The following is a 25,689-nucleotide window of genomic DNA, read 5'->3' as shown; positions in this document are numbered from 1 at the left end:
AGCGGTTATTGATATAGCTGTTTATTTTAAATAGATAATGATGTTAAACCAAGTAAAAATTTAATTATTTTTGCTAATATGGTGAAAACAGAAGAATACGGGAGTAATTATGACAAGCGTGCAACACAATTATCAGCAGGTGCTTTCCGAATTACGCCGTGCCGAAGCCGCCGCCGGCCGGCCTGAAAACAGTGTTTGTTTGGTGGCGGTGAGTAAAACCCATCCGGCCGAATTGATCCGGCAGGTTTATGAGGCTGGGTGTCGTGATTTCGGTGAGAACTATATTCAGGAATGGTATGAAAAAACCGAAATATTGGCCGATTTGCCGGATATCGTTTGGCATGTTATCGGTGATGTCCAATCGAATAAAACCAAATATGTGGCCGAGCGTGCGCATTGGGTGCATACGATTAGCCGTCTGAAAATTGCCCAAAGATTAAGCAATCAACGCCCCGAATCTATGCCGCCGCTTCAGGTGTGTATCGAAGTGAATATTGCCGCCGAACCCGATAAACACGGTGTTACCCCCGAAGAAGTGGTGGCCTTGGCGCTTGAAGTAGCCAAACTGCCGAATCTAAAAGTACGCGGCCTGATGTGTGTGGCCAAAGCCGATAGTGATGATGAATCATTACGCGAACAATTCGGCACCATGCAGAAATTGTTGGCCGATATGAATACGGCGGGTGTTCCGGCAGATGTGTTGTCGATGGGGATGTCGGCAGATATGGTAGCGGCCGTGTCGTGCGGGGCTACGCATGTGCGGATAGGCACGGCGATTTTCGGCAGCCGCCATTATGGTGGGCAGGCTTAAGGTTGTTAAACAGGGTTATTTGCATTCGGCAGGCCGTCTGAAAAGCATGGGTTATGTCGGTTATGTATTGTAGGCGGGAAGGCCGTCTGAAAAATAATAAAAGGAATTTTTATTATGTCGAAGTGGGATGAGCGTTATCAAACCGAAGAATATGTTTTCGGCACGGAGCCGAATGAATTTATCGCCCGTATCGAGCCTTATCTGCCCTCTGAGGGAAAGGCATTGGATTTGGCAACGGGCGAGGGGCGAAACGGTATTTTTCTGGCGCAACACGGCTTGGATGTGGAAGGCGTGGATATGTCGGCCAAGGGTTTGGAAAAAGCACAAAATCTGGCGGATGAAAAAGGTGTGCGCTTTCATACCCGTTTGGCGGATATTACCGCGATGGAATGGCCGTCTGAATATTATGAAATCGTGACTTCGGTTTTTTGCCATTTCACCGAACCGGTACGCACCCGAACCATGCAGAAGATTGTCGGTTCTTTGAAACCGGGCGGATTGTTTGCCGGTGTTTTCTACCATCCCGACCAAATCGGCTACGGCACCGGCGGCCCGAGTGATCCGGCCATGTTGGGCACGTTAACGGAAATGCAGCAGGCGTTATCCGGCTTGGAATGGGTTATCGCGGAGCATGAGGTACGGGAAATTCATGAGGGTATCCGCCATCGCGGTATGAGTTCGTTTATTTGTTTGTTGGGTAGGAAGCCCTCAATATAGAAAGATAACGGCATAGAGATAATTTCAGACGGCCTAAGCCTAATTATTATGAAAATAAAAATAAACTCATGGTGGAAATACCATGAGTTTATTTGTTTAAGCCGGGATGATGACTAATAAGGGGCAAATATTATTTTCTGTTGCGTGACGTTTTCTTATGCAGATGATAAACCATCATACCGAACACCAAACCCCAGAAAGGGCTGCTGATGCCGAGTAAGGTCATGCCGGAAGCAGAGGTTAGCAAGGTTACCAAGGCGGCTTCACGGGCGGTTTCATCCCGCCATGCGCCTACCAAGTTGGCTTGCAGTACGGCAAAAATAGGAATACCGGCTAATGCGGCAGTGAGTTCCGTAGGCAGCGCAGATAAGAGGGATACGGTAACTCCGCCTAATAAGCCGATTAATATGTAGAACACTCCTAGAATTACATTGGCTAAGTAGCGTTTTGCCGGATCTTTATCCACATCACTACCCATAGTAATGGCCGCACTGATGGCTGCCAGATTAACGGTAAAGTTGCCAAAAGGTGCGGTGAGCAGCGTGGTTATGGCACAACTTTCCACCAAAGGCCGAGCGGGTGGGCGGTAGCCGTAGCCGTGCATAATAGCCATGCCCGGTACGTTTTGTGTGGCCAATGAAGCAATAAACAAAGGCAGACCGACACTCATAATATTACCAAAATCCCAAGCGGGTTGTACCCATTCCAAAGTAGGGTTACGCCATTCCAGTTGGTCCCAGTCGAATAATCCCGCCCAAGTGGCATAAATAACTCCTGCCAATAACATCAGCATGACACTGTATCCGGGTAGGCGGATTTTACTGAGGAAGAATATCACCAACATAACCAAAATAAGTATGGGTTGGAATTCCATGGCTCCGAATACCTGACTGCCAAAGTTCAGCAAAATGCCTGACAGCATAGCGGCAACCAACGGCGTCGGAATCATACGGACTAAACGGTCAAACCAGCCGAATGCGGATATCAGCCACATTAACACCGATGCGGCTATAAATCCCGATATGGCATGAGCAAGCGGCATGCCTGTCATACCGGCCAATATCGCTGCGCCGGGGGTACACCATGCAACCATAACCGGTGCACGATAGCGGATACTTAAAAACATGGTTAACACCCCGCAGGCGATAGCCATTACGGTAAACCAGGAAATAATCTGTGTCGACGAGGCGCCCAGTGTCAATGCTGCCTGATAGATAATCGCCGCCGCGCTCACATAAGACACCAATAGCGCGGAAACGGCTGAGGAAAAATGAGAAGCGGAAAAATCAGATAATTTCAGCATGATAAATAAATGGTGTGGTAAAAGTTATTAAAATATTAATATTTTAAATATACCGCCGTATAACGGTTTTGAAAATAGCATCGATGATGTTCCAATATTTAACCAATTGATTTAAATGTATTTTTAATATAAATATAGTTGCTTTTATTTTAGACGGCCATTATATCCAATGGCGTAGGCAAATAGCTACCGCTTCAATTTTAAGCAAAAAATCAAAAGTGGTATTTTACTGTTTTACACATAGACGGCTTTCAATGCACAGTTTTTCAGACGGCTTAAAAGAAATGATTCCGGCAGCATTTATGGTTGGGTTTTAGTTTTTCCGTTTGGTAACAAACAGTGCCAATGACCGCAAACGATCTGCTTTGTCGCCAAATGGCTCAAGTAAAGTAACTGCTTCTTCTATTAGTGCTTCTGCATAAAGTCGGGCTTCAGCCAGTCCCATTAGTTTCACATAAGTCGGCTTATTGTTGTCGGCATCTTTACCGGCGGTTTTACCAAGCGTGGCGGTATCGGCTTCGCAGTCGAGCACATCATCAATCACTTGGAAAGCCAAACCGAGTTTGCGGGCATAGTGATCCAGCCGCTCAATATCGTCGTCATTTAAATTGGTACAGCTCAATGTACCCAATACCACGGCAGCGCGAATCAATGCACCTGTTTTTAGGCTGTGCATATGCTCCAACTCGGTTTGTGTCATTGGCAGGCCGACATTGGCTAAGTCAATCGCTTGGCCGCCGGCCATGCCGAGGCTGCCGGATGCCTGTGCCAGCACATTCACCATTTTCAATTGTCGGGCAGACGGTAGGTTGGTGGGTCGGCTGAGAATATCAAAAGCCAAGGTTTGCAATGCATCGCCGGCCAATAAAGCGGTGGCTTCACCGTATTGCACATGGCAGGTTGGCTTGCCTCGTCTCAGGCTGTCGTTATCCATAGCGGGCATATCGTCATGAACGAGCGAATAAACATGAATCAGCTCAACTGCCGCCATGGCATGCTCTAACACAACCGGATCGGCTTCCCCTAATTCGGATGCGGCCAAAACCAATAAAGGCCGCAGGCGTTTGCCGCCGTCTAGTGCGGCATAACGCATGGCTTCATGAAGCACTTGCGGATCGGCTTTTTCAGACGGCATTAATCTTTCAAGCGCCAACTCGGTTTGCGCTTGTGCTTTTTGCCGCCATGTTGTTTCATTATTCGCTTTGCTCAAGGTTCAGCTCCTTCAGTTCTTCTGCATCCAATACTTGTAACTTTTGTTCGACTTCGGCTAATTTGGCTTGGCAGTATTTCACCAGTTCATTGCCTTCCTGATAAGCGGCCAGGGCGTCTTCCAGCGGCATTTCGCTGCTTTGCATGGCTTGAGTGAGGGTTTCCAAACGCTTGAGCGCGTCTTCGAAAGATTTCGGGGCGGCAGATTTTTTCATAATCACTGTTGTTGTATGGAAAAAACGTTATTGTATAGTAAATGCCGTCAAAAAACTTCACTATGCGCTGGCTTTCAGCCTGTCGGTTTAAACGATGCGAATAGGGTTTTGAATATATTGTGGTGCAACGGCATGGATAGAATTTTTTTAGGCCGTCTGAAACCTTTAAATAAAAATGACAGACTAATTTCTAAAAATTTTCAGATACCCGATACCAAAGTATGCGGGGCTGAAAAGCTAACCGATACTTCTGCCTGAAAAGCAGTGAATGCGGCCAAGCCCGATATCCGATACAATTAAGGCCGTCTGAAAAAAGGATAACTTCAATTATGGCAAAACCTAAAGGCGGCTTGGGCCGCGGATTAGATTCTCTTATTTCTAATAATATTGATGATGGCGGCAGCGACCGTTTGACGACGGTGGCGGTATCCGATATTCAGCCCGGCCGCTATCAGCCGCGTGTTCAAATGGACGATGAAGCCTTGCATGAATTGGCCGAATCGATTAAAGCCCAGGGTGTGATCCAACCGGTGATTGTCAGAGAGAGAGGGCTGTCGCAATATGAACTGATTGCCGGTGAGCGCCGCTGGCGTGCCAGCCAATTGGCCGGGTTAACGGAAATTCCCGTGGTGATCAAAAGCATTAGTGATGAAACGGCATTGGCCATGGGCTTGATTGAAAACCTGCAAAGGGAAAACCTCAATCCTATCGAAGAAGCACGCGGTTTAAAACGTTTGGCTGATGAATTCAGCCTAACACACGAAACTATTGCTAAAGCCGTAGGCAAAAGCCGTAGTGCCATTTCCAATAGCCTGCGCTTATTGGCATTACCCGAACCCGTTCAAGATATGCTTTATCAGCGTCGTCTCGAGATGGGGCATGCCCGTGCTTTGCTAACGCTACCGGTTGTTGAGCAATTGTTGTTGGCGCAGAAGGCAGTTAAAAACGGTTGGTCTGTCAGAGAAGTCGAGCGGCGCAGCCAATTGGTGCAGCAGGGTAAGAAAACTGCTGCTACAACGGGTAAGAGAATCAATCCCGATATCCGCCGTTTAAATGAAGCGATTACTGAAAAATTGGGCGTGAATGCCGAAGTAAAAAGCAGTAATCAGAAAAAAGGCAAAATCGTATTGTATTTTGATACGCCCGAAACATTGGATAATCTTTTGCAAAAATTGGGCGTGGAATATGATGATTAAAAATCATACTTTTAGCGTATTTTTTTATTATCAGGGAAACTATTTTTAATATTTTTAGTATAAATAGAGTTGTCTAATATTTTTCAGACGGCTCTATTTATATTATTTGTATTATGAAGCTGTGAAGACAGAAATATTGCTAAAGAAATTTGAAAGCATTGCCAATATCAATATAGTACATTCAAGTATAGATAAAAGCAGATTATGCTTAAATTTTATAAGAAACCTCTGTCTAATATTTAATAGAATGTAGTATCATGTAGCATGTTTAAAAGTGTATACCAATAAGTTTAAGTAAAATAAACGAAAATCAAAATAAAAATATCGGTCACAAAGGTTAATAATTGTCTTGACGCTTAAACACATCTTGATTATAGTAGCCCCGCTTAATCTGCCCTAAGGTCAATTTGTATGAATAAGATTTTATATATGCAATTGGGTGCCTTGGCAGTCACCGCCGTGTTGTGTGCCGCAGTCAGCGGAATAGGCGGTTTTTGGTCGGCAATTGCCGGCGGTTTAAGTTATCTATTGCCCTCTGCGGCAGCAGTTTTACTTTTAAAACTTTTCAAACCTTATCCGCATCTGGCCGGAAAGATTTTTTTATTGGGAGAGGGTTTAAAAGTAATGCTGGCTTTGGTGTTCATGTTGTTGGTTTTCGCCATTTGGCATGAAACACTGAAATTTCTACCCTATATCTTAGGGCTGGTTACCGTCAGCCATCTGGTTTTTTTAGCATTGTTGAGAGTTCGAGACTATGGCAAGTGAATCAATGAGCGCTGCCGACTACATCAAGCACCATTTACAAAGCTTGACGAGTTTGCAGGATATAACACAGGGACAGGGCCTTAAGAATATAGCCGATTTTTCATATATCAATATCGATGCCATATTTTTTGCAGTATTACTTGGCGTGATAGGCAGTTTTCTTTTGTGGAGAGGTGCTAAAAAAGCAACCGCGGGTGTGCCCGGACGCTTTCAGGCAGCTGTCGAAATACTGTTTGAGTTTGTTGATGATATGTGTAAAAGCATTATTCATAACGAGCAGTCGCGTAAAGTTATTGCCCCATTAGGCTTAACATTGTTCGTTTGGATTTTCCTAATGAACGCTATGGATATGTTGCCGGTAGATTTATTGCCTTGGGCTTGGCAGCACTTAACAGGTGAACATCATGCTTTACTGCGTGTTGTACCTACGGCCGATTTGAATACCACATTGGCCTTGGCGATCGGTGTTTTGCTGATCTGTATTTTCTACAATATCAAAATCAAAGGTTTTGGCGGTTGGATGCATGAAATGTTTACCGCGCCTTTCGGCTCTGCATTAGCTCCGGCAAACTTTGTTTTGAATATTGTGGAATTCTTATCTAAAACCGTATCACATGGTATGCGGTTGTTCGGTAATATGTATGCCGGCGAGTTGGTATTCCTATTGATTGCACTTTTAGGTGGCGCTTGGGCGGCTTCAGGTAGTGTCGGCATTATGGATCCGATTATGTTCGTATTCCATATTCTTGCTGGCATGGTATGGGCAATTTTCCATATTTTGGTCATTACCCTTCAGGCATTTATTTTTATGGCATTGGCGTTTGTATATATAGGTCAAGCTCACGATGCACACTGATTTTGTAGTTGTTTTTTTGATGTATTAAGTGTTTTATAATTTTTTCAACGTAGTTTAACCTTTGTTTTTCATTAAGGAGTTTAAAATGGGTTTGATTGCTATTGCATGTGGTTTGATCGTTGCATTAGGCGCATTGGGTGCCTCTATCGGTATCGCAATGGTGGGTTCTAAATATCTGGAATCTTCTGCTCGTCAGCCTGAGTTGATTGGCCCTCTGCAAACCAAACTGTTCCTGATTGCCGGTTTGATTGATGCCGCATTCTTGATTGGTGTTGCTATTGCACTGTTGTTTGCGTTCGTTAACCCGTTTGCAGGCTAATCTAAACGGTAAGTGTTTCAATTATAATGACGAAACGCCGTTTGTTTGATTAACCCTAATTACGAAGGTTAAGTAAAGTGAATATTAATGCAACCTTATTTGCGCAAATCCTTGTCTTTTTCGGCTTGGTGTGGTTTACGATGAAATTCGTATGGCCGCCCATCGCAAAAGCATTAGATGAGCGTGCCGACAAAATTGCAGAAGGTTTGGCTGCTGCCGAACGCGGAAAAAGTGATTTTGAACAGGCAGAAAAGAAAGTTGCAGAACTCTTGGCCGAAGGGCGTAATCAGGTTGCCGAAATGGTCGCCAACGCCGAAAAACGCGCAGCTAAAATAGTAGAAGAAGCAAAAACACAAGCTTCGACTGAAGCTGCTCGTATTACAGCACAGGCAAAAGCCGATGTGGAGCAGGAAACCAACCGTGCCCGTGAAGCTTTACGTGAGCAAGTTGCCGTATTGGCTGTCAAAGGTGCCGAATCTATTTTGCGTAGTGAGGTTAATGCTGAGAAGCATGCGCAAATGCTTAGCGCCTTAAAACAGGAGCTGTAACTTATGGCTGAGTTCGCAACGATTGCCAGACCCTATGCAAAAGCATTGTTTGGTTTGGCGCAAGAAAAAAACCAAATAGAGTCTTGGTTGGGCGGACTGGAACAACTGACATCTGTGGTGCAACAAGATAAAGTTGCCGCATTTATCGAACAACCGGAAAAAGATGCTTCAGAAAAAGCAGATATGCTGGTTGGGCTGGTAGATTTAAGCGATTCAAACTTGAAAAATTTTGTATCGGTACTTGCCGAGCAAAAGCGCTTACAGGTTATCCCGGAAGTGTATGCACAATTTCAAGACTTAACCTTGGCACTTAACCATACTAAGCGTGCCGTTATTTATAGCGCATATGCTTTAAATGACGAACAGCTGAATGAGTTAACCGCAGAATTACAAAAACGTTTCGGTACCAACTTAGAAACCGTAACCGAAGTAGATCCGGATCTCATCGGCGGCGTAAAAGTGGAAATAGGTGACCAAGTATTGGACTTGTCGTTACAAGGTAAATTAAATGCTTTGTTTACGGCTATGACAAATTAGGAGAGTTTTCATGCAGCTTAATCCTGCTGAAATTAGCGACTTGATTAAAGCCAAAATTGACAATTTGTCTGTCAATACAGAAATCCGTACCCGTGGTACCGTGATTTCCGTAACAGACGGTATTGTGCGTGTTCATGGCTTATCAGATGTTATGCAAGGTGAAATGCTTGAGTTCCCCGGCAACACTTTCGGTTTGGCAATGAACCTGGAACGTGATTCCGTAGGTGCCGTAGTGTTGGGTGAATATGAGCATATTAAAGAAGGCGACGAAGTTAAATGTACCGGCCGGATTTTGGAAGTACCCATCGGTCGTGAATTAGTCGGTCGCGTGGTGAATGCTTTGGGTCAGCCTATCGATGGTAAAGGTCCTATCAATGCCACATTGACTGCACCGATTGAAAAAATCGCCCCGGGCGTTATTGCACGTCAATCAGTAGATCAGCCGATGCAAACCGGTTTGAAATCTATTGACTCTATGGTGCCGATTGGTCGTGGTCAACGTGAGTTGATTATTGGTGACCGGCAAACCGGTAAAACAGCCGTTGCTTTGGATGCGATTGTTAACCAAAAAGGAACCGGCGTTGTTTGTATTTATGTTGCCGTAGGTCAAAAAGCTTCTTCAATTGCCAACGTGGTTCGTAAATTGGAAGAACATGGTGCAATGGAACATACCATTGTTGTTGCCGCAACGGCATCTGAAGCCGCTGCATTGCAATTTATTGCGCCTTATGCCGGTTGTACTATGGGTGAATTCTTCCGCGACCGTGGCGAAGATGCTTTGATCGTATATGACGATTTATCTAAACAAGCGGTTGCTTATCGTCAAATTTCCCTATTGCTCCGCCGTCCTCCCGGCCGCGAAGCTTATCCGGGCGACGTTTTCTATCTGCACAGCCGTTTATTGGAACGTGCGGCGCGTATTAATGCCGATGAAGTTGAAAAACTCACCAATGGCGAAGTAAAAGGTAAAACCGGTTCGTTGACTGCTTTGCCGATTATTGAAACCCAAGCCGGTGACGTATCTGCATTCGTACCGACTAACGTTATTTCTATTACCGACGGTCAAATCTTCTTGGAAACCGATTTGTTTAACTCCGGTATCCGTCCTGCAATCAATGCCGGTATTTCCGTATCGCGCGTTGGTGGTGCGGCACAAACCAAAGTCATTAAGAAATTAGGCGGTGGTATTCGTTTGGCATTGGCGCAATATCGTGAATTGGCGGCGTTCTCTCAGTTCGCATCTGATTTGGATGAAGCGACACGCAAACAACTGCAACATGGTGAGGTGGTTACCGAGCTTATGAAGCAGAAACAATTCAGTACCCTGAATACTGCTGAAATGGCATTGACATTGTGGGCAATCAATAATGGTTCATATGAAGACGTTCCGGTTCCTAAAGCATTGGCATTTGAAGCCGAATTCTTAAGCTTCATACGCACTCAGCATCCTGCTGTTTTAGATGCCATCAATACTTCAGGTGCTATGTCTGATGAAAATGAGCAAGTATTGGTTCAGGCAATGAAATCCTTTAAATCTTCTTACAACTATCAGTAAGTCGTTAGAGATGAAAGGAGTCTGAAATGGCAGTAGGGAAAGAGATTCTCACCAAAATCCGTAGTGTTCAAAATACTCAAAAGATCACTAAAGCGATGCAAATGGTGTCGACCTCCAAAATGCGGAAGACTCAAGAGCGGATGCGCTTGGCGCGTCCGTACGCTGAAAAAGTACGTATGGTGATGAGCCACTTGGCACAAACCCAATCTGATCACGGTATCCAGTTATTGGAGCCGCACCGTAGCGTGCAGCGTGCTGGGTTTGTTTTGATCACAACCGATAAAGGTTTGTGCGGTGGCTTGAATGCTAATGTTTTAAAGAAATTCTTAGCGCAAGTTCAAGAATATCAAGAACAAGGCATTGAGGTTGATGTTGTTTGTTTGGGTAGTAAGGGGTTGGCGGCTTGTCAGCGTATTGGTTTGAATGTGATTGCCAGTGTGACCAATCTGGGTGATACCCCGCATATGGAAAAAATACTCGGTGCATTAACTGAAATTTTCCAACGTTACGAGAAAAAGCAATTAGATACTATTCACTTGGTGTATTCGGGATTTGTGAATACGATGCGCCAAGAACCCCGTAACGAAACCTTACTGCCTATCGGCCAAAACACAATTGAAAGTGTTGATATAAACAGCAATTATAGTTGGGATTATCGTTATGAACCGACTCCGGTGGCTGTTTTGGAATATTTGGTCCGCCGCTATTTAGAGTCTGTGGTTTATCAGGCATTGAGTGACAATATGGCTTCAGAGCAGGCAGCGCGTATGGTTGCGATGAAAGCTGCAACCGATAATGCAGGAAATGCTATTAAAGAGCTGCGCTTGGTATATAACAAATCACGCCAAGCAGCAATTACCACAGAATTGTCAGAAATCGTTGCCGGAGCAGCTGCCGTATAAGGTTGCCGCAACCGTGCATTAAAATAGGATACGATAATGAGCCAAGGCAAAATCGTACAAATCATCGGTGCAGTAGTTGACGTTGAGTTTTCACGCGACAACATCCCGCACGTGTATGATGCTTTAAAATTGGTTGATACAGACCTCACTTTGGAAGTACAACAACTTCTGGGTGACGGTGTTGTCCGTACCATTGCAATGGGTAGCTCGGACGGCCTGAAACGCGGAATGATGGTAACCAATACCGGTTCCCCGATTTCCGTGCCGGTGGGTAAGGCAACATTAGGTCGTATTATGGATGTACTCGGTAATCCGGTTGACGAAGCCGGCCCGGTAGCTTCAGACGTAAAACGTGCTATTCATCAAGAAGCCCCAAAATTTGATGAATTATCAAGTGCTACTGAGCTTCTGGAAACAGGTATTAAAGTGATTGACTTACTGTGCCCGTTTGCAAAAGGCGGTAAAGTAGGTTTATTCGGTGGTGCCGGTGTAGGTAAAACCGTTAATATGATGGAATTGATTAACAACATCGCCAAAGCACACAGTGGTTTGTCTGTATTTGCCGGTGTAGGTGAACGTACCCGTGAAGGTAACGACTTCTACCATGAAATGAAAGATTCCAACGTATTGGATAAAGTAGCCATGGTTTACGGTCAGATGAACGAGCCGCCCGGTAACCGCTTGCGTGTGGCCTTAACTGGTTTGACTATGGCGGAGTATTTCCGTGATGAAAAAGACGAAAACGGCAAAGGCCGCGACGTTTTATTCTTCGTAGACAATATTTACCGTTACACTCTGGCCGGTACCGAAGTATCTGCATTGTTAGGCCGGATGCCTTCAGCGGTAGGTTACCAACCGACATTGGCTGAAGAGATGGGCCGTTTGCAAGAGCGTATTACTTCTACGCAAACCGGTTCCATTACGTCTATCCAAGCCGTATATGTACCTGCCGATGACTTGACTGACCCGTCACCAGCTACAACATTTGCCCACTTGGATGCAACAGTCGTTCTGAGCCGTGATATTGCTTCTTTGGGTATTTACCCTGCGGTAGACCCATTAGACTCGACTTCACGCCAATTGGATCCGATGGTATTGGGTCAAGAGCACTATGATGTTGCCCGTGGTGTTCAGTCTACTTTGCAAAAATATAAAGAACTGCGTGATATTATCGCCATTCTGGGTATGGATGAGTTGTCTGACGAAGATAAACTGACAGTGATGCGTGCTCGTAAGATCCAACGCTTCTTGTCTCAACCGTTCCATGTGGCTGAAGTATTTACAGGTTCTCCGGGTAAATATGTTTCTTTACGCGACACCATTGCCGGCTTTAAAGCTATTTTGAGCGGCGAATACGATCACTTGCCGGAACAAGCTTTCTATATGGTTGGCGGTATCGAAGAAGCTGCAGAGAAAGCAAAAACCTTAAACTAAGGAGGCCGGCATGAGTATCATGCAAGTTGAAGTGGTAAGTAATGAGCAGAATATCTACTCGGGTGAGGCAAGCTTTGTGGTTGTGCCTACCTTGAGTGGTGAGCTTGGTATTTATCCGCGACATGAGCCGATTATGAGTTTGGTGCGTCCCGGTGCATTGCGTTTAACCGTGCCGGGAGAGTCCGAAGAAATATTGGTCGCTGTTTCAGGTGGTGTATTAGAAGTTCAACCTGATAAACTGACCGTATTGGCCGACGTGGCCGTACGCAGTGAAGAAATGGATCGAGCCAGAGCTGAGGAAGCTAAAAAAGCTGCCGAAGCACATATTTCTCAAGCGCAAGATGACGAATCATTGGCTAAAGCCCATGCGGCATTGGCAGCGGCAATTGCGCAGCTGAAAACTTTGGATTATATCCGCGCACAGAAAAATAAATAATTTTATCGGTAGCGTTTGCAAAGGGTACGATATGAACATCGTACCTTTTTCTATTTTATGATCAATGTGATTGAGATTGAGCGCTTGACAACGTATGCGTGTTTATTGATTAGGTGGATAGTTTATATTCCTATTTTTCAAATTTATTAAAAGGCCGTCTGAATAAAGTTTTCAGACGGCCTTTTTAAATAAATGGATTTAAGCTTTATTTTCTTGCTTTAAATCCCAACAAATGCTGTTGTGTCGCCAGCCATGCACCGGCAATACCTAAAGCGGATACGGCAGCCATAATCAGCAATATTTCCCAAATATAAAAATAGCGCCAAACAATATTCAGTCCGTAGGGTTTGAAGATTTGATTGACCAGTGGCTGTGAAAGATTAACCAGCCATGCACATAAAATCAGGCTCAATGTGGCCGACAATATACCCTGCCATGTTGCTTGATAGAGAAAGGGGCGGCGGATAAACGAGGCGGGGGCGCCAAGCAGCTTGGTGATTTCAATTTCTTCTTTGCGGCTTAAAATCTGTAAGCGGATGGTATTGTGCGCTACCAAAACAAAAGCAACACTGAGGGTAATGGCTAGAAACCAAAATATTTTATGAACAAAATCATTAATTTGATAAAGCGTTTGCATCCATTCCGTATCCAGTTTGGCAGATTCGACCATAGGCAGCTTGGCTAAGTCTTGTTGCAATGCCTGCATCACTTCGGGCGGTGTGGCCGGGTCGGGCGTCACGATAAACACATCGGGCAACGGATTTTCATCTAGCATGGAAACCAAGTCTTGCCCGCCCAAACTGGTTTGCAATTCTTCCAAGCCTTCCTGCTTACCAATAAATGTACTTTCGCTGATGCGGGTATCTTTGGCCAATAGGGCTTTCACCGTTTCGTTATCCGTTTGAGCGGCATTGAGTTCCATATAAAGCGTGATTTGCGGTGACTCATTCAGTTTTCCCAAAACAGCTTGGGCGCTGTGTACGCCGAGATACAATGTGAGCGGCAGCGTCATGGCTACGGCCAGCATCAGCAAAATCAGGATGGTGCCGACGGGCTGCTTGAGTAGCTGTCGGGCGGCATTCACTGCGGCATCAATGTGGAGCGACAAATAAGGATTCATGAAGTAAACCTGCCTTCCTGCAAACGTAAAATACGGTGGCCGTAGTCTGCCATCAGGGTTTCATCGTGTGCGGCCACAATCACGGTAGTACCTACTTCGTGAAAGGTTTTGAAGAGTTCCATAATATCCAAGGCATAGGCGCGGTCTAGGTTGGCGGAAGGCTCGTCGGCAATCAGCAGGCTGGGTTGGTGCACAACGGCGCGGGCAATACACAAACGTTGTTGTTCGCCGCCGGAAAGTGTTATCGGGTCGGAAAGCTCGCGCCCGCCCAAGCCTACTTTTTCAATGGCAATCCGCGCCCGTTTTTCGGCTTGTTTGAGGTCGTAGCCGATAATGCGCAGTGGCAGCAATACGTTTTGCAACACATTGCGGTCAAACAGGATTTTATGGTCTTGGAAGACGATGCCGATATGTTGGCGCAAAAAGCCGATTTGGTTGTCGCTTAGGTTGCCGATATCCTGATTATTAATCCAAACCTTACCCTTTGTCGGTTTGGTGATACCGGAAATCAGCTTGAGTACGGTCGATTTCCCCGCACCGGAATGGCCGGCCACAAAAATCATTTCCCCTTTGCGGATATTAAAGCTGATATTTTTCAGGGCTTGAAAACCGCCGGGATAAATTTTAGAAACTTGTTCGAAACGAATCATAAGCATTCTCGTTGTAAGTGGAATTCAGACGGCCTAGAGATAAAAAGGCCGTCTGAAAATAATTACGGCGGATTATACCGAATAATGCCTAACTGTTCAGCTGCCACGGATAGACGGAATCCTATATAATACAGCGTAGTTTCAGACGGCCTTGTAAGATAAGAGGCCGTCTGAAAAATGATGATTAAAAAGGAACCACCATGCTCACACCCGAACAAGTTAAGGATATGATTGAAGCCGTTACCCCTTGCGAATACGTTGAAGTAGAGGGAGACGGCCACCATTTTTTCGCTCAGATTGTTTCTTCCGGTTTTGAAGGAAAAGCACGTTTGGCACGCCACCGTTTGATTAAAGACGGCTTGGCCGACAAATTGGCCAGCAACGAACTGCATGCTTTATCGATTACCGTTGCTGCCACACCGGCAGAGTGGGCGGCTAAACAAGCTTAATACCCAATTCTATTGAGATATGAATAACAAAAGCCGCATTTAATGCGGCTTTATTGCATGGTATGGCTAGGCAGACGGATTCAATAAACGGTATTGTATACGGATATATTCGTCTAATACGGTTTGTTGGATGTCCAATCTGAGCTGGAGTGGTGAGGCGAAGCGTACCACAATGTTATACACTTTATCATCGTGGGGAACACGGGTAATCCGAGGTTGGGCGGCCGGTGTAATAAACAGTTTTTGGGTTTGAACGGCCTCTAAGTGTTTTTCAATAGCCGGAACAAAAGGTGCGCAGCGTTTTTCCAAAAGTTGTTGCAACGGCGGTACGATTTGATCCGAATCCAGATGAATCGGCACCGGAATATCAAAAGTGTGAATAATATACGGCCCCATCACATTATCGCGCTGCACGGAATGCGAAAGCAGCAGACTGTTGGGAAACGATACGGTTTTACCGCTTAACTGCCCCACTTGCGTATTGGGGCCGATTTGCATCATTAACGTATTAAACAGGTTGATATCGACCACACGCCCGCGCAGGCCGTTGACTTCAATATAATCGCCTACCGAGTATTGCTTGGTTGTCGCCCGTAAAACACTGCCCGACAAACACATAATCAATTCTTTCGTGGCCAACACAACGGCGGCGGCCACGGCAAACATCGATAAGGCTAAAGTATGGATTTGTGCCGCCCAAATAATCGTTAACCCGAATATCACCAAAATCAGGGTAACATTGCGCCCCATTACCGCCCAACGGCGTTTTTCTTCAATCGGCATGGTCGGATGGCTACGGAAATGCGCCTGAAGCAAAATAGTGCGCAACAGCAAAATACCGGCAATCATCAGAACGGATTCAATGATTTCCAGTTTAACCGGCCCGTTTTGGATATAGTGGAGAATGGTGTCCCACATGGTATTGCCCCGTATATTGGAATGTATAGCATGTTTGAGTATATGCTTTTGTTTATATCGGAACAATCTTTCCTTAAAGCAAGCGGGCTAAAAAGGCTATCTGAAACTTTTCAGACGGCCTACCCTGCATAGCAAGCCATTGTAAAATTCAGTACAATACGCCTCTTGAATTCAGGAATAACAAAGAGAACCGCCATGATTGAAGCCGAAATCGTCAACCAGTTGAACGCTATGCTGAACGACCTTTCCGAACGCAGCAAAGATATCCGCAGCTATCTTGACTATGACGGTAAAAAAGACCGCCTTGAAGAAGTGGTCGGCCTGTCGGAAGACCCCGACCTTTGGAACGACCCTAAAAAAGCCCAAGAAATTGGTAAAGAGCGCAAGGTATTGGAAGGCATCGTTTTAACGCTTGATAAAATTGCCGCCGGTATCGACGACAACCGCGAATTGCTTGAAATGGTTGTCGAAGAAGAAGATGAAAGCGGGTTTGCCGCCGTTCAAGAAGATGTTGCCGAGCTGGAAAAAATGATGGCCGATTTGGAATTCAAACGGATGTTTAACCAGCCGGCCGACGTGAACAACTGTTTTATCGACATTACCGCCGGCGCGGGCGGTACCGAAGCGGAAGACTGGGCCGGCATGCTTTACCGCATGTATTTGCGCTATGCCGAGCGCAAAGGCTTTAAAGTAGAAGTATTGGAAGAAGACGAAGGCGACATTGCCGGTATTAACCGTGCCACCATTAAAGTGGAAGGCGAATATGCTTACGGCCTGTTGCGTACGGAAACCGGTATCCACCGTTTGGTGCGCTATTCCCCGTTTGATTCCAACAATAAACGCCACACTTCTTTCTGTTCCGTTTTCGTTTATCCAGAAGTAGACGATAGCTTTGAAGTGGAAATCAACCCTGCCGATTTGCGTATCGATACCTACCGTGCTTCAGGTGCGGGCGGGCAGCATATTAATAAAACCGATTCGGCCGTGCGGATTACCCACAACCCAACAGGCATTGTTGTGCAATGTCAAAACGACCGCTCGCAACACCGCAACCGCGAAGAAGCCATGAACATGCTGAAAGCCAAGCTGTTTGAATTGGAAATGCGCCGCCGCAACGAAGAAAAACAATCGTTGGAAGACAGTAAATCCGATGTGGGCTGGGGGCATCAGATTCGTTCGTATGTGTTCGACCAATCGCGCATTAAAGATTTGCGTACTTCTTATGAAGTCGGCAATATCAAAGCCGTGATGGACGGCGATTTGGACGGCTTTATCGAAGCCAGTCTGAAGCAGGGTGTATAGCGCTTTGAGGCCGTCTGAAAACGACGGTCTCAAATATCGCCATGATTGTTAATGTTCCATAGCGGCGGGCATAATTGTCCGCCATACTATTATAAAGCCGTCTGAAAATTGCAGGTTCCCTTATGATACAAACCGATTTCTCGCGCCCTGTTTTGGCCATTGATACCAGCACATCGTTTTTGTCGCTGGCGCTGCGTGTCGGCGGCAAAACGATTATCCGGCACGAAGAAGCGGGTAATAAACAATCCGAACTGATTTTGCCGAACATCGGCGCTATGCTGGCGGAAGCCGGTATTACCGCCGCCGATTTGGGCGTGTTGGTTTATGCACAAGGGCCCGGCGCGTTTACCGGCTTGCGTATCGGTACCGGTGTGGCGCAAGGGTTGGCTACCCCGTTTGACATTCCTTTGGTGGGCGTGCCGTGTTTGGATGCGGTGGCTTATCAGATAACGGCACCATGCGTATTGGCGGCCACCGATGCGCGCATGGGCGAAGTATTTTATGCTTGGTTCGATACGCAACGGCAACAACGTTTAAGCGATTATCTGGTGGGCAAAGCAGTGGAAATCGAAGTGCCGACAACCGAAAGCACGCCGCAAGGTGTCGGCAATGCGTTTGCCTTGGATGATAAACCGCCGTTTGCCGGGCGTGCCGATATGCCGACGGCAGCCGATTATTTGCAACTGGCGGCATCGGGGCGTTATCCGGCGACAGATGCGGCGCATGCCGAACTATTGTATGTCCGCAATAAAATTGCGTTAACGGCAAAAGAACAAGCCGAGCGCAAAGGCGGGCGGCCGTGATTATCAGGCTGGCGGAAGAACGGGATATAGCCGCATTGGCTGAGCTGGATGCGCTATGCAATCCTTCGCCGTGGTCGGCCGCGCAGTTTCAGACGGCCTTGAATAGTCGTGTCGATACGGTTAAGGTATTGGCAGACGAGCATAGCCTTATCGGTTTTGCGGTATGGCAAACCGTATGCGATGAATCGGAACTGCATTTGATTGCGGTTCATCCTAACCGCCGCCGTAGCGGTGCCGCTTCGCAATTGATGCGGGATTGGTTTCAGACGGCCTTAGCGCAACAGGTAACACGGTTGTTTTTAGAAGTCCGTGCTACCAATGAAGCGGCAAAAGTGCTTTATGGCAAATTCGGGTTTACCGAGTGCGGCCGTCGCAAAAATTATTATGCATTGCCCGATGGCAGTCGGGAAGATGCGGTTTTGATGGAGAAATCATGTTAAGCAGCCGTTATCTGCATTTGCACGAAGCCTTAGGGCTGGGGCCGATGTGGTTGAAGCAGGGCGCGAAAGTGCTGCCCGCCGACCATAGCGCCGAAGTGCGGCCGGATAGCGGCGGTAAGGTGGCAACAATGGCAACGGCCGAACCGCATATAGCCGCTACGGGCAAAGCCCCCGCACGCTTGGCCGCTATTGCCGCCGTCCATCAAAAAGAAAAAGTTTCAGACAGCCTGAATAAACAATCGGCGGAACAAACACCGCAACCGATAGCGGAACAGCCAAGGCCGTCTGAAAAAGCGGCAGTTGAGCCAGCGGCTATAAAGGCGGAAACCGCCACTGCCGAACCTGTTTTCGATACGGCAGATATTGCGTCGGCCGATGTGATGGTGGTCAGTATTTGCCCCGCACCCGAAGACCGTACCGCCGGCGTATTGTTTAGCGGCAGTGTCGGCGTGTTGCTGGATAATATGTTGGCGGCGGTCGGTTTGAAACCCGATGATGTACATAAAACCACATGGATAAAGGAAACCACGGTTTTTATGCCGCAGCCGACACCGGAGCAAGCCGCCGCCGCACTGCCGCAGATATCGGCCGAACTGACCGCTTCGCAAGCGGAGGTAGTGTTGTTTTTAGGGCAGGTATTCGAACAGCCTGATTATGCGGAAACGATTGCGCAGTTATGTGGCAATACGCCTTATTTTGTCGTGCCGCATCCGGCCCGTTTGCTGAGGCAGCCGCAATTGAAACGGCAGGCATGGCAGGAATTGAAAAAATTACAGCATGTTTTAAAGACACGGTAATCGCCCGTATTTAGATAACAAACCACTCAGGCCGTCTGAAACTTTTCAGACGGCCTGAATCCAATAGATAGATAAGATAGAGTCGATAGGTCGGTTTCCCCCGTAATTCAGACAGTATGCGGTTGCCGATACCGTTTTGCCTGCCGTATGCGTCGTTGCGCTATTGGCCATTCAGGCAGAGTGATTCTATGTTACTATTTCACCGAGCCTGTATTTTGTATGCCGTGATAATAATAAAGCCGCCTTGTTGTCCGCTTGTTTATGCGGCCGAACCGTTATCGGAAGGAACCCTGTTATGAACCGTCTGTATCAGCAGCCACAGCCCCTGCCGCCTTTCCATCATGTGATTGTGGTCGGTGCCAGCGAACGCCCCAACAGTGTCGGCGAGCGGGTGCTTACCCATCTGCTGGCGGCCCCGTTTACCGGAAAAATCACACTGGTGAACCTGCGGCACAAAACGGTAGGGGGAATGAGGGCTTATAGCAATGTCGGCCGTGTGCCGGAAGCTGCCGATGCGGTTTTGGTGTTAACCCAGCCGGAAAGCTATGAGAGTGTGTTGCGGTCGTGTATAAAACAGAATATCGGTTATGTGGTTTTTGCCCAAGATTGGGACAATCTTTCCAACGATGAATATAAACAGGCGCAGGCGGTATTTAAGAAAAACAGGAAAACCGATATACGGATTGTGGTTTGCCATGCCGCTTCGGTTCAGATTCCCGCCATACGCCTGAATGCAGGGGTTTATCCGGATATGCCGGTCGGCACGGTGGGGCTGATTAGCGGCCATGCCGCCGAAAGCGTGGATATGCTGGCGTGTTTGCGGCAGGCGGGGTTGGGTGTTTCTTGCCATGTGGGTTTGAAATATGCTCTAAGCCCAACCGTTTCGGCCGATATTATCGAAATGTTGGGCAGGGATGCGGGCACGAGCTTAATCGTGGCGGAATACAATCCGAATGAAAATTTGCGCCGCCTGTTTAGTGTTGTGCGCAAAGTGGTGCGCCGTAAGCCGGTGATTCTTTCGGTCAGCGGTTATGCCGATGCGGAAGAGCGGGCGGTGTTGCAGGCATTGTCGCGTTATAGCGGCTGCGTGGTGGCATTTTCCCGCGAAGAATTTTTAGCCGCCGTGCATGTGGCCGCCGCAAAAAAACAAGCTGCCGGCACATTGAAAGTTGTCGCCAATATCCCTTGCGGCCGTCTGAAAACGCAGGCCGAGGAATCGGATATTGCCTTGCAGCTGCCCGATGAAACGCAAAGGCCGCCTGAAAATACCGAAGGCTATATCGGCAGCAATCCGTCGCCCCTGCGTTTCCGCGAATGTGTGGAAAACAGCCTGCATCATCATCAAACCGAAGCGTTATTGACAGTGGTTTCCCCCGCAGCCGATAAAGCCGCCGATATTATCCGCTTATTGGCGGATATACAAAAACAATCTGAGAAGCCGTTGCTGGTTAGCAGCCCGCTTTCAGACGGCCTGATGCAATTTAAAGACACCGATCAGGCATTATCGGCATTTGGTTTTCAAAAAAAATACAAGGAATTGAAACAGCTTCGGCAGCAGGTGGCGAAGCCGTGGCCGTCTTATGTGGAAAGCCCGTCCGTTAAAGAGATCAAACAGGCCGCAGAGGATTTGCCGCAATTGCTGAAAACATTGTATCTGCCTGAAAACCATACTGAAGTACAACCATTGTGCGCCCGATTGATTTTCAGACGGCATCCGTATTATGGCGCGGTGGTGTTTGCCTGTTCGAGTGGCAAAACCGTGGCCGTTCTGCCGCCGTTTACAACGCTTGATGCCGAACAGCTGGTTGATAAGGTCGAATTAAAACGCCATCATAAAACGGTTTACCAATGGCTATACAGTTTAAATGTGGTTGTCGGGCAGGTGCCGGAAATCCGCTCGATACAGATGGAAGTGTATCCCGACGGCAAAACGCATACGGAATGCGAAATAGAAGAAGAAACAGATAGTTTAGACGACAGTGAAACGGTGTTGGCAGCATATCCCGTTGCCGTAACACACACGTTCACCTTAAAAAACGGTCAAAAAGTCCGCCTCCGGCCGCTATTACCCGAAGATGCCGAAGCCAAACAGGATTTTGTACGCAACCTGTCGCCAGAAAACCGCTATACCCGCTATATGACGCACCTTAACGAACTCAGCCCGACCATGCTCGCCCAAGCTTGTAATCTCGACTATGCTGCCGAAGCGGCCATTGTTGCCGAAGCCGTTGAAGACGGCACTTGGTTGGGTGTTGCCCGATTCAGCGGCACGGAAGAAAAGGGCTGGTGCGAATTCGGTATCAGTGTGGCGGAAGCGGCGCAGGGGCAGGGTTTGGCGGTTCATCTCATGCAGCAGATTATCGAGTTGGCCAAACAGCAGGGCTATTCAGTCATGAGTGCGGAAATCCTGAAGCAGAACCAAGCCATGCAGAAATTGGCGGAAAAACTAGGGTTTACCCTAACGCCGTCGCCGCACGATAAAGATTTACTCGAAGCCGTTTTGAGTTTGGTTGAAGGCGAAGAAAAGCCGGTAAACAACATAACGCAAAATTTAAAACAACAAATACTTGCGTTCAAATTGTAATCTATTCTAAAATTAGCGGTTTTCTATACATCCGACTTTTATAAAAGGAATTTTTCATGGTAGTTATCCGTTTAGCCCGCAGCGGCTCAAAACACCGTCCGTTTTTCAATATCGTGGTTGCCGATTCACGCAACCGTCGCGACGGCCGTTTTATTGAGCGCGTAGGTTTCTACAACCCCGTTGCTAACGAAAAACAAGAACGCGTTCGCTTGAACGCAGACCGCCTGAACCACTGGGTCGGCCAAGGTGCACAAGTAAGCGAAGCCGTTGCCAAATTGGTTAAAGCACAAAAAGCAGCCGCTTAATTCATCTATCGTCGGAACATACTGTTATGACCGATAACCGGCAAAACGTAGCCATGGGCTACATTAAAGGCGTATTCGGCGTTAAAGGTTGGCTGAAAGTGGCCGCCAATACCGAATACAGCGACAGCCTGCTGGACTATCCGGAATGGCAGCTGAGTAAAGACGGCCAACGCTTGTCGGTTAAGGTTGAAACCGGCAAAGTCGTCAATGGCGAATTGCAGGTAAAACTGGTAGGAATAGACGACCGCGAAGCAGCGTTTGCATTGCGCGGTCATACCATCGAAGTCAACCGCGAAGATTTTGCCCCGACCGAAGAAGGCGAATATTATTGGGCGGATTTAGTAGGGATGACGGTGGTGAATACCGAAGGCATTGTGTTGGGTAAGGTGGATAACCTGATGGAAACCGGCGCGCATGATGTCTTAATGATAAGCGGCGAATATGGTCGGAAACTGATTCCGTTCGTATCGCAATATATCGGCAACGTAGATACCGAAAATAAAACCATTACTGCCGACTGGGGTTTGGATTACTAATGTTGATTCAAGCCATTACCCTGTTTCCGGAAATGTTTGACAGCATAACCGGATACGGCGTGACCGGACGGGCTTTAAAGCAGGGACTTTGGCAGTTTCAAGCCATTAATCCGCGCCGCTTTGCCGATAACAAACTCGGTTATATCGACGACAGGCCTTTTGGCGGCGGGCCGGGTATGATTATGATGGCACCGCCTTTGCAGGCCGCCATCGAAGAAGCAAAAGCAAACGGCTCCGGCAGCAGCCGCGTGGTGTATCTCAGCCCTCAGGGTGCGCCGCTCACGCATGCCAAAGCAGAAGAATTGGCAAAATTGGATAATCTGATTTTGCTATGCGGTCGTTATGAAGGCATAGACGAACGGCTTTTGCTCGGTAGTGTTGATGAAGAAATCAGTATCGGCGATTTTGTCGTATCGGGTGGGGAATTACCTGCCATGATGCTGGCAGATGCCGTGCTAAGATTGATACCGGGCGTGTTGGGTGATAACCGGTCGGCCGAACAGGATTCGTTTTCAGACGGCTTGCTAGATTGCCCGCATTACACCAGGCCGGTAGAGTTTCAAGGCATGACGGTTCCCGAAGTATTACGTTCGGGCAATCACGGCCTGATTGCAATGTGGCGGTTGAAAGAATCGCTGCGGCGCACATTACAGCGCAGACCGGATTTACTGGAAAAGCGCATTTTAATCCCAAAGGAGTCCCGCCTCTTGGCAGAAATCAAACAAGAGCAACAGGACAGCCAATCATAATTAGGAAAATACAATGAATTTGATCCAACAATTAGAGCAGGAAGAAATTGCCCGCTTAAACAAAGAAGTTCCTCCTTTTGCACCGGGTGATACCGTTGTCGTATCCGTGCGTGTAACAGAGGGTAACCGTACCCGTTTGCAAGCCTACGAAGGTGTGGTGATTGCTCGCCGTAACCGTGGTTTGAACAGCAACTTTATCGTACGCAAAATTTCAAGCGGTGAAGGTGTGGAACGTACTTTCCAACTGTATTCACCCAATGTTGTGAAAATCGAAGTGAAACGCCGTGGTGACGTGCGTCGCGCCAAACTGTACTACTTGCGCGGCTTAACCGGTAAAGCTGCCCGTATTAAAGAAAAATTGCCGGCACGCAAAGGTTAATTTCTTATTAAACATCGGATTGAACTATTTTGAAATAAGCAAAAAAGTTTTCAGTTCTGATGAAATCAAGTTATCAAACAGCCGAAGCCTATATTTAGGGTTTCGGCTGTTTTGTTTATTTATCAATTACTAAAGACGACATTGAAACTTGTTTTTATATGGTTTTCATTATGTCGAATGAGATTTCTCAAGAGATTTTGCAATAAACCGCCGTTCCAATCCTATTATTTTCAGTTTAATGTTTACTTTCATAAAGCGTTTTCTTCGTTATAATATACAAAACTTTAAATTGTTCTTTCAGGCCGTCTGAAAGTTTCTGAACCGCTTGCCGATAGGGTGTTCATCTATTAAAAATAGATAGAAAAAGCAGTTGTTATCGTTGGATTATATTGATATAGCAAACGATTTTCAGACGGCCTGTTATCACCATGAAAGCTGATTTTATGTACGCCAAACTATTTCTTTCCCTCATGTTTTTGCCGCTTTCCGTTCAGGCAATGGTTAATATACAGCGTTGGCGTACGCCGGAAGGTACGCAGGTTTTGTTGGTTGAGCGGCATGAGAATCCGATTGTTGATGTACAAATCAGTTTTAAAGGGGCGGGTAGTGCGTTTAATCCGAAAGGGAAAAATGAAGTTGCCGAGTTTACCGCTGCCTTATTAACCGGCGGTACCCGCGAACTGAGCGAAGAAGCTTTTCAAGATAAAATTAACGATTTGGCAGCAGAGATTAATAGTTCAAGCGGCGAAGAGGGCGCCGGTATCACTTTCCGTAGCTTGAGCGAAAAAGCCACTCTTCAACCGGCCATTAACTTGGTGAATCAAGCATTAGCGCAGCCCAGTTTTGATAATGCCGTTTTCGAGCGTATCCGCAAACAAACCATCACCGGATTACAACAGCAGGAAACCGATCCCAATTTTATTGCCGGACGTGAGTTAACCCGATTGAATTACAACGGCCACCCTTACGGCCGGATTGCCGAAGCAAGTGTGGAAAATACCCGTCTTGTTAATTTAGAAGATATCCATGCGTTTTATCTCAGCCGTTATGCTAAAGATAATGCCATTGTGTCGGTTGTCGGCGATATTAACCGCCAAGAAACGGAAGCATTGGTGAAACAAGTATTAGAGGGATTACCCGAAAAAAGCGTGGTTAAAGGCAATATTCCCGCCGTGTCTTTCCGTCCGGCGGAACAGAAAAATATTGATTTTGCAGGTGAGCAGGCGCAAATTATGATGGGTATGCCGCTGATTAAACGCCATGATCCCGATTATTATGCTTTGGTGGTCGGCAACTATATTCTCGGCGGTGGTGGGTTCGACAGCCGCTTGATGAAAGTATTGCGAGATCGATACGGTTATACCTACGGCGCACATAGCAGCCTTTCCCCTGCTACCGAAGCCGGTCCGCTAACCATTGGGTTGGCAACTCAAAAAAACAATACCGCTCCGGCATTGGAAGCCGCGCGTAAAGTATTGGCTGATTTTATTGCCAACGGCCCGACCCAAGAAGAATTGCAACAAGCCAAAGCCAATATTATCGGCAGCTTTCCGCTACGGTTTGATACCAATGCCAAGCTTTTGGGCTATCTCAACCTCATCGGTTTCCATGATTTACCGAATAATTATCTTGAAGCTTATCCGAAAGCCGTACAGGCGGTGACCGTAGAAGACATCAAATCCGCATGGCAGCGCCGTGTGAAAATGAATGGTATTCATACCGTTGTTGTGGGTGCGGGCAAAGAAGTGCTGCCTGCTAAAAAAGGGCAATAAAAAGATATTGTTGTCGTTTTTTAATTTTAAGCGGCCGATTGCTTTGATTTGTAAACCAAACCCGGCAGATGTAAAATCTCAT

At 46.9% G+C, this 25,689-nt stretch carries 29 protein-coding genes; 23 read left to right on the top strand and 6 right to left on the bottom strand.

The genetic code is table 11. The features are described 5' to 3' along the window. The first annotated feature begins 109 nt into the window (after positions 1-109). Positions 110-811, top strand: coding sequence for a YggS family pyridoxal phosphate-dependent enzyme (locus NXS09_RS09815; protein ID WP_259292340.1), 702 nt, complete (start codon positions 110-112; stop codon positions 809-811). A gap of 114 nt (positions 812-925) precedes the next feature. Then, a complete protein-coding gene (locus NXS09_RS09810) occupies positions 926-1,528 on the top strand; it encodes a class I SAM-dependent methyltransferase (RefSeq protein WP_259292339.1) in 603 nt (200 codons plus the stop codon). Positions 1,529-1,658: 130 nt separating this feature from the next. Here the strand turns inward: NXS09_RS09810 and NXS09_RS09805 are convergent, their stop codons facing one another. The 3 genes from NXS09_RS09805 to NXS09_RS09795 form a co-directional block, all read right to left on the bottom strand. After that, entirely contained in the window at positions 1,659-2,831 is a 1,173-nt protein-coding gene (locus tag NXS09_RS09805; RefSeq protein WP_259292338.1) for a benzoate/H(+) symporter BenE family transporter, read from the bottom strand. A 313-nt stretch (positions 2,832-3,144) separates the two neighbouring features. Continuing rightward, positions 3,145-4,041, bottom strand: a complete 897-nt coding sequence (locus NXS09_RS09800) for a polyprenyl synthetase family protein (protein WP_353617945.1) — start codon at positions 4,039-4,041, stop codon at positions 3,145-3,147. Continuing rightward, positions 4,025-4,255: an exodeoxyribonuclease VII small subunit gene (locus NXS09_RS09795; protein ID WP_259292337.1), complete on the bottom strand. Its 231-nt coding sequence runs from the start codon at positions 4,253-4,255 to the stop codon at positions 4,025-4,027. Before NXS09_RS09795 ends, NXS09_RS09800 begins: the two co-directional genes overlap by 17 nt. A 329-nt stretch (positions 4,256-4,584) precedes the next feature. Between NXS09_RS09795 and NXS09_RS09790 the strand changes: the two genes are divergently transcribed. From NXS09_RS09790 to NXS09_RS09745, 10 genes are all read left to right on the top strand, one after another. Then, positions 4,585-5,451, top strand: a complete 867-nt coding sequence (locus tag NXS09_RS09790; RefSeq protein ID WP_259292336.1) for a ParB/RepB/Spo0J family partition protein — start codon at positions 4,585-4,587, stop codon at positions 5,449-5,451. Positions 5,452-5,862: 411 nt separating this feature from the next. Further along, complete coding sequence (locus NXS09_RS09785; protein ID WP_259292335.1) at positions 5,863-6,216, top strand: ATP synthase subunit I; 354 nt, start codon at positions 5,863-5,865, stop codon at positions 6,214-6,216. Further along, complete coding sequence (gene atpB / locus NXS09_RS09780; protein ID WP_259292334.1) at positions 6,206-7,072, top strand: F0F1 ATP synthase subunit A; 867 nt, start codon at positions 6,206-6,208, stop codon at positions 7,070-7,072. Before NXS09_RS09785 ends, atpB begins: the two co-directional genes overlap by 11 nt. An 85-nt stretch (positions 7,073-7,157) precedes the next feature. Beyond that, positions 7,158-7,391, top strand: a complete 234-nt coding sequence (atpE, locus tag NXS09_RS09775) for a F0F1 ATP synthase subunit C (RefSeq protein WP_004284425.1) — start codon at positions 7,158-7,160, stop codon at positions 7,389-7,391. Positions 7,392-7,468: 77 nt separating this feature from the next. Then, a complete protein-coding gene (locus tag NXS09_RS09770) occupies positions 7,469-7,939 on the top strand; it encodes a F0F1 ATP synthase subunit B (protein WP_259292333.1) in 471 nt (156 codons plus the stop codon). A gap of 3 nt (positions 7,940-7,942) precedes the next feature. Then, positions 7,943-8,476 (top strand): F0F1 ATP synthase subunit delta, encoded by a 534-nt coding sequence (locus NXS09_RS09765; protein WP_259292332.1) that lies wholly within the window; start codon positions 7,943-7,945, stop codon positions 8,474-8,476. 10 nt (positions 8,477-8,486) lie between these two features. Next, complete coding sequence (atpA, locus tag NXS09_RS09760; protein WP_259292331.1) at positions 8,487-10,031, top strand: F0F1 ATP synthase subunit alpha; 1,545 nt, start codon at positions 8,487-8,489, stop codon at positions 10,029-10,031. 26 nt (positions 10,032-10,057) lie between these two features. Beyond that, a complete protein-coding gene (atpG, locus tag NXS09_RS09755) occupies positions 10,058-10,933 on the top strand; it encodes a F0F1 ATP synthase subunit gamma (RefSeq protein WP_259292330.1) in 876 nt (291 codons plus the stop codon). Positions 10,934-10,969: 36 nt separating this feature from the next. Then, positions 10,970-12,367 (top strand): F0F1 ATP synthase subunit beta, encoded by a 1,398-nt coding sequence (gene atpD, locus NXS09_RS09750; protein WP_259292329.1) that lies wholly within the window; start codon positions 10,970-10,972, stop codon positions 12,365-12,367. 10 nt (positions 12,368-12,377) lie between these two features. Continuing rightward, positions 12,378-12,803 carry a F0F1 ATP synthase subunit epsilon gene (locus tag NXS09_RS09745; RefSeq protein ID WP_259292328.1) on the top strand — a complete coding sequence of 142 codons (426 nt, stop codon included), beginning with the start codon at positions 12,378-12,380 and terminating at the stop codon, positions 12,801-12,803. Positions 12,804-13,008: 205 nt separating this feature from the next. Here NXS09_RS09745 and ftsX read toward each other — a convergent pair whose 3' ends face one another. Both ftsX and ftsE read right to left on the bottom strand, forming a co-directional pair. Beyond that, positions 13,009-13,923 (bottom strand): permease-like cell division protein FtsX, encoded by a 915-nt coding sequence (ftsX, locus tag NXS09_RS09740; RefSeq protein ID WP_259292327.1) that lies wholly within the window; start codon positions 13,921-13,923, stop codon positions 13,009-13,011. Further along, complete coding sequence (gene ftsE / locus NXS09_RS09735; RefSeq protein WP_151049348.1) at positions 13,920-14,573, bottom strand: cell division ATP-binding protein FtsE; 654 nt, start codon at positions 14,571-14,573, stop codon at positions 13,920-13,922. The genes ftsX and ftsE overlap by 4 nt, the downstream gene beginning before the upstream one ends. Positions 14,574-14,773: 200 nt before the next feature. On the opposite strand from ftsE, the gene NXS09_RS09730 reads away from it, so the two are divergent. After that, on the top strand, positions 14,774-15,022 hold the full coding sequence (locus NXS09_RS09730) for a BolA family protein (RefSeq protein ID WP_259292326.1): 249 nt from the start codon (positions 14,774-14,776) through the stop codon (positions 15,020-15,022). Between the two features lie 66 nt (positions 15,023-15,088). Here NXS09_RS09730 and NXS09_RS09725 read toward each other — a convergent pair whose 3' ends face one another. Next, positions 15,089-15,940: a mechanosensitive ion channel family protein gene (locus NXS09_RS09725; RefSeq protein ID WP_259292325.1), complete on the bottom strand. Its 852-nt coding sequence runs from the start codon at positions 15,938-15,940 to the stop codon at positions 15,089-15,091. 198 nt (positions 15,941-16,138) lie between these two features. On the opposite strand from NXS09_RS09725, the gene prfB reads away from it, so the two are divergent. From prfB to NXS09_RS09675, 10 genes are all read left to right on the top strand, one after another. Beyond that, complete coding sequence (prfB, locus tag NXS09_RS09720; RefSeq protein WP_259292359.1) at positions 16,139-17,242, top strand: peptide chain release factor 2; 1,104 nt, start codon at positions 16,139-16,141, stop codon at positions 17,240-17,242. Between the two features lie 122 nt (positions 17,243-17,364). Then, the gene (gene tsaB, locus NXS09_RS09715) at positions 17,365-18,045 is read left to right on the top strand and encodes a tRNA (adenosine(37)-N6)-threonylcarbamoyltransferase complex dimerization subunit type 1 TsaB (protein ID WP_289623091.1); all 681 of its coding nucleotides are present in this window, start codon (positions 17,365-17,367) and stop codon (positions 18,043-18,045) included. Beyond that, positions 18,042-18,485 (top strand): ribosomal protein S18-alanine N-acetyltransferase, encoded by a 444-nt coding sequence (rimI, locus tag NXS09_RS09710; RefSeq protein WP_259292324.1) that lies wholly within the window; start codon positions 18,042-18,044, stop codon positions 18,483-18,485. Before tsaB ends, rimI begins: the two co-directional genes overlap by 4 nt. Beyond that, positions 18,479-19,282, top strand: coding sequence for a uracil-DNA glycosylase family protein (locus NXS09_RS09705; protein WP_259292323.1), 804 nt, complete (start codon positions 18,479-18,481; stop codon positions 19,280-19,282). Before rimI ends, NXS09_RS09705 begins: the two co-directional genes overlap by 7 nt. A 295-nt stretch (positions 19,283-19,577) precedes the next feature. After that, the gene (locus tag NXS09_RS09700) at positions 19,578-21,866 is read left to right on the top strand and encodes a GNAT family N-acetyltransferase (RefSeq protein ID WP_259292322.1); all 2,289 of its coding nucleotides are present in this window, start codon (positions 19,578-19,580) and stop codon (positions 21,864-21,866) included. Between the two features lie 56 nt (positions 21,867-21,922). Continuing rightward, entirely contained in the window at positions 21,923-22,171 is a 249-nt protein-coding gene (gene rpsP, locus NXS09_RS09695) for a 30S ribosomal protein S16 (protein ID WP_151049336.1), read from the top strand. A 26-nt stretch (positions 22,172-22,197) separates the two neighbouring features. Next, positions 22,198-22,707 carry a ribosome maturation factor RimM gene (gene rimM, locus NXS09_RS09690; protein ID WP_259292321.1) on the top strand — a complete coding sequence of 170 codons (510 nt, stop codon included), beginning with the start codon at positions 22,198-22,200 and terminating at the stop codon, positions 22,705-22,707. Further along, complete coding sequence (gene trmD / locus NXS09_RS09685; protein WP_259292320.1) at positions 22,707-23,456, top strand: tRNA (guanosine(37)-N1)-methyltransferase TrmD; 750 nt, start codon at positions 22,707-22,709, stop codon at positions 23,454-23,456. Before rimM ends, trmD begins: the two co-directional genes overlap by 1 nt. A gap of 13 nt (positions 23,457-23,469) precedes the next feature. Next, complete coding sequence (rplS, locus tag NXS09_RS09680) at positions 23,470-23,835, top strand: 50S ribosomal protein L19 (protein WP_259292319.1); 366 nt, start codon at positions 23,470-23,472, stop codon at positions 23,833-23,835. 428 nt (positions 23,836-24,263) lie between these two features. Further along, on the top strand, positions 24,264-25,607 hold the full coding sequence (locus NXS09_RS09675) for a M16 family metallopeptidase (RefSeq protein ID WP_434803021.1): 1,344 nt from the start codon (positions 24,264-24,266) through the stop codon (positions 25,605-25,607). The last annotated feature ends 82 nt before the right edge of the window (positions 25,608-25,689 follow it).

This window comes from Neisseria montereyensis (assembly GCF_024834045.1).
Classification (GTDB): Bacteria; Pseudomonadota; Gammaproteobacteria; order Burkholderiales; family Neisseriaceae; genus Neisseria; species Neisseria montereyensis.
Note: the sequence above shows the minus strand (reverse complement) of the source record. Positions and strands in the feature narration are given on the sequence as shown.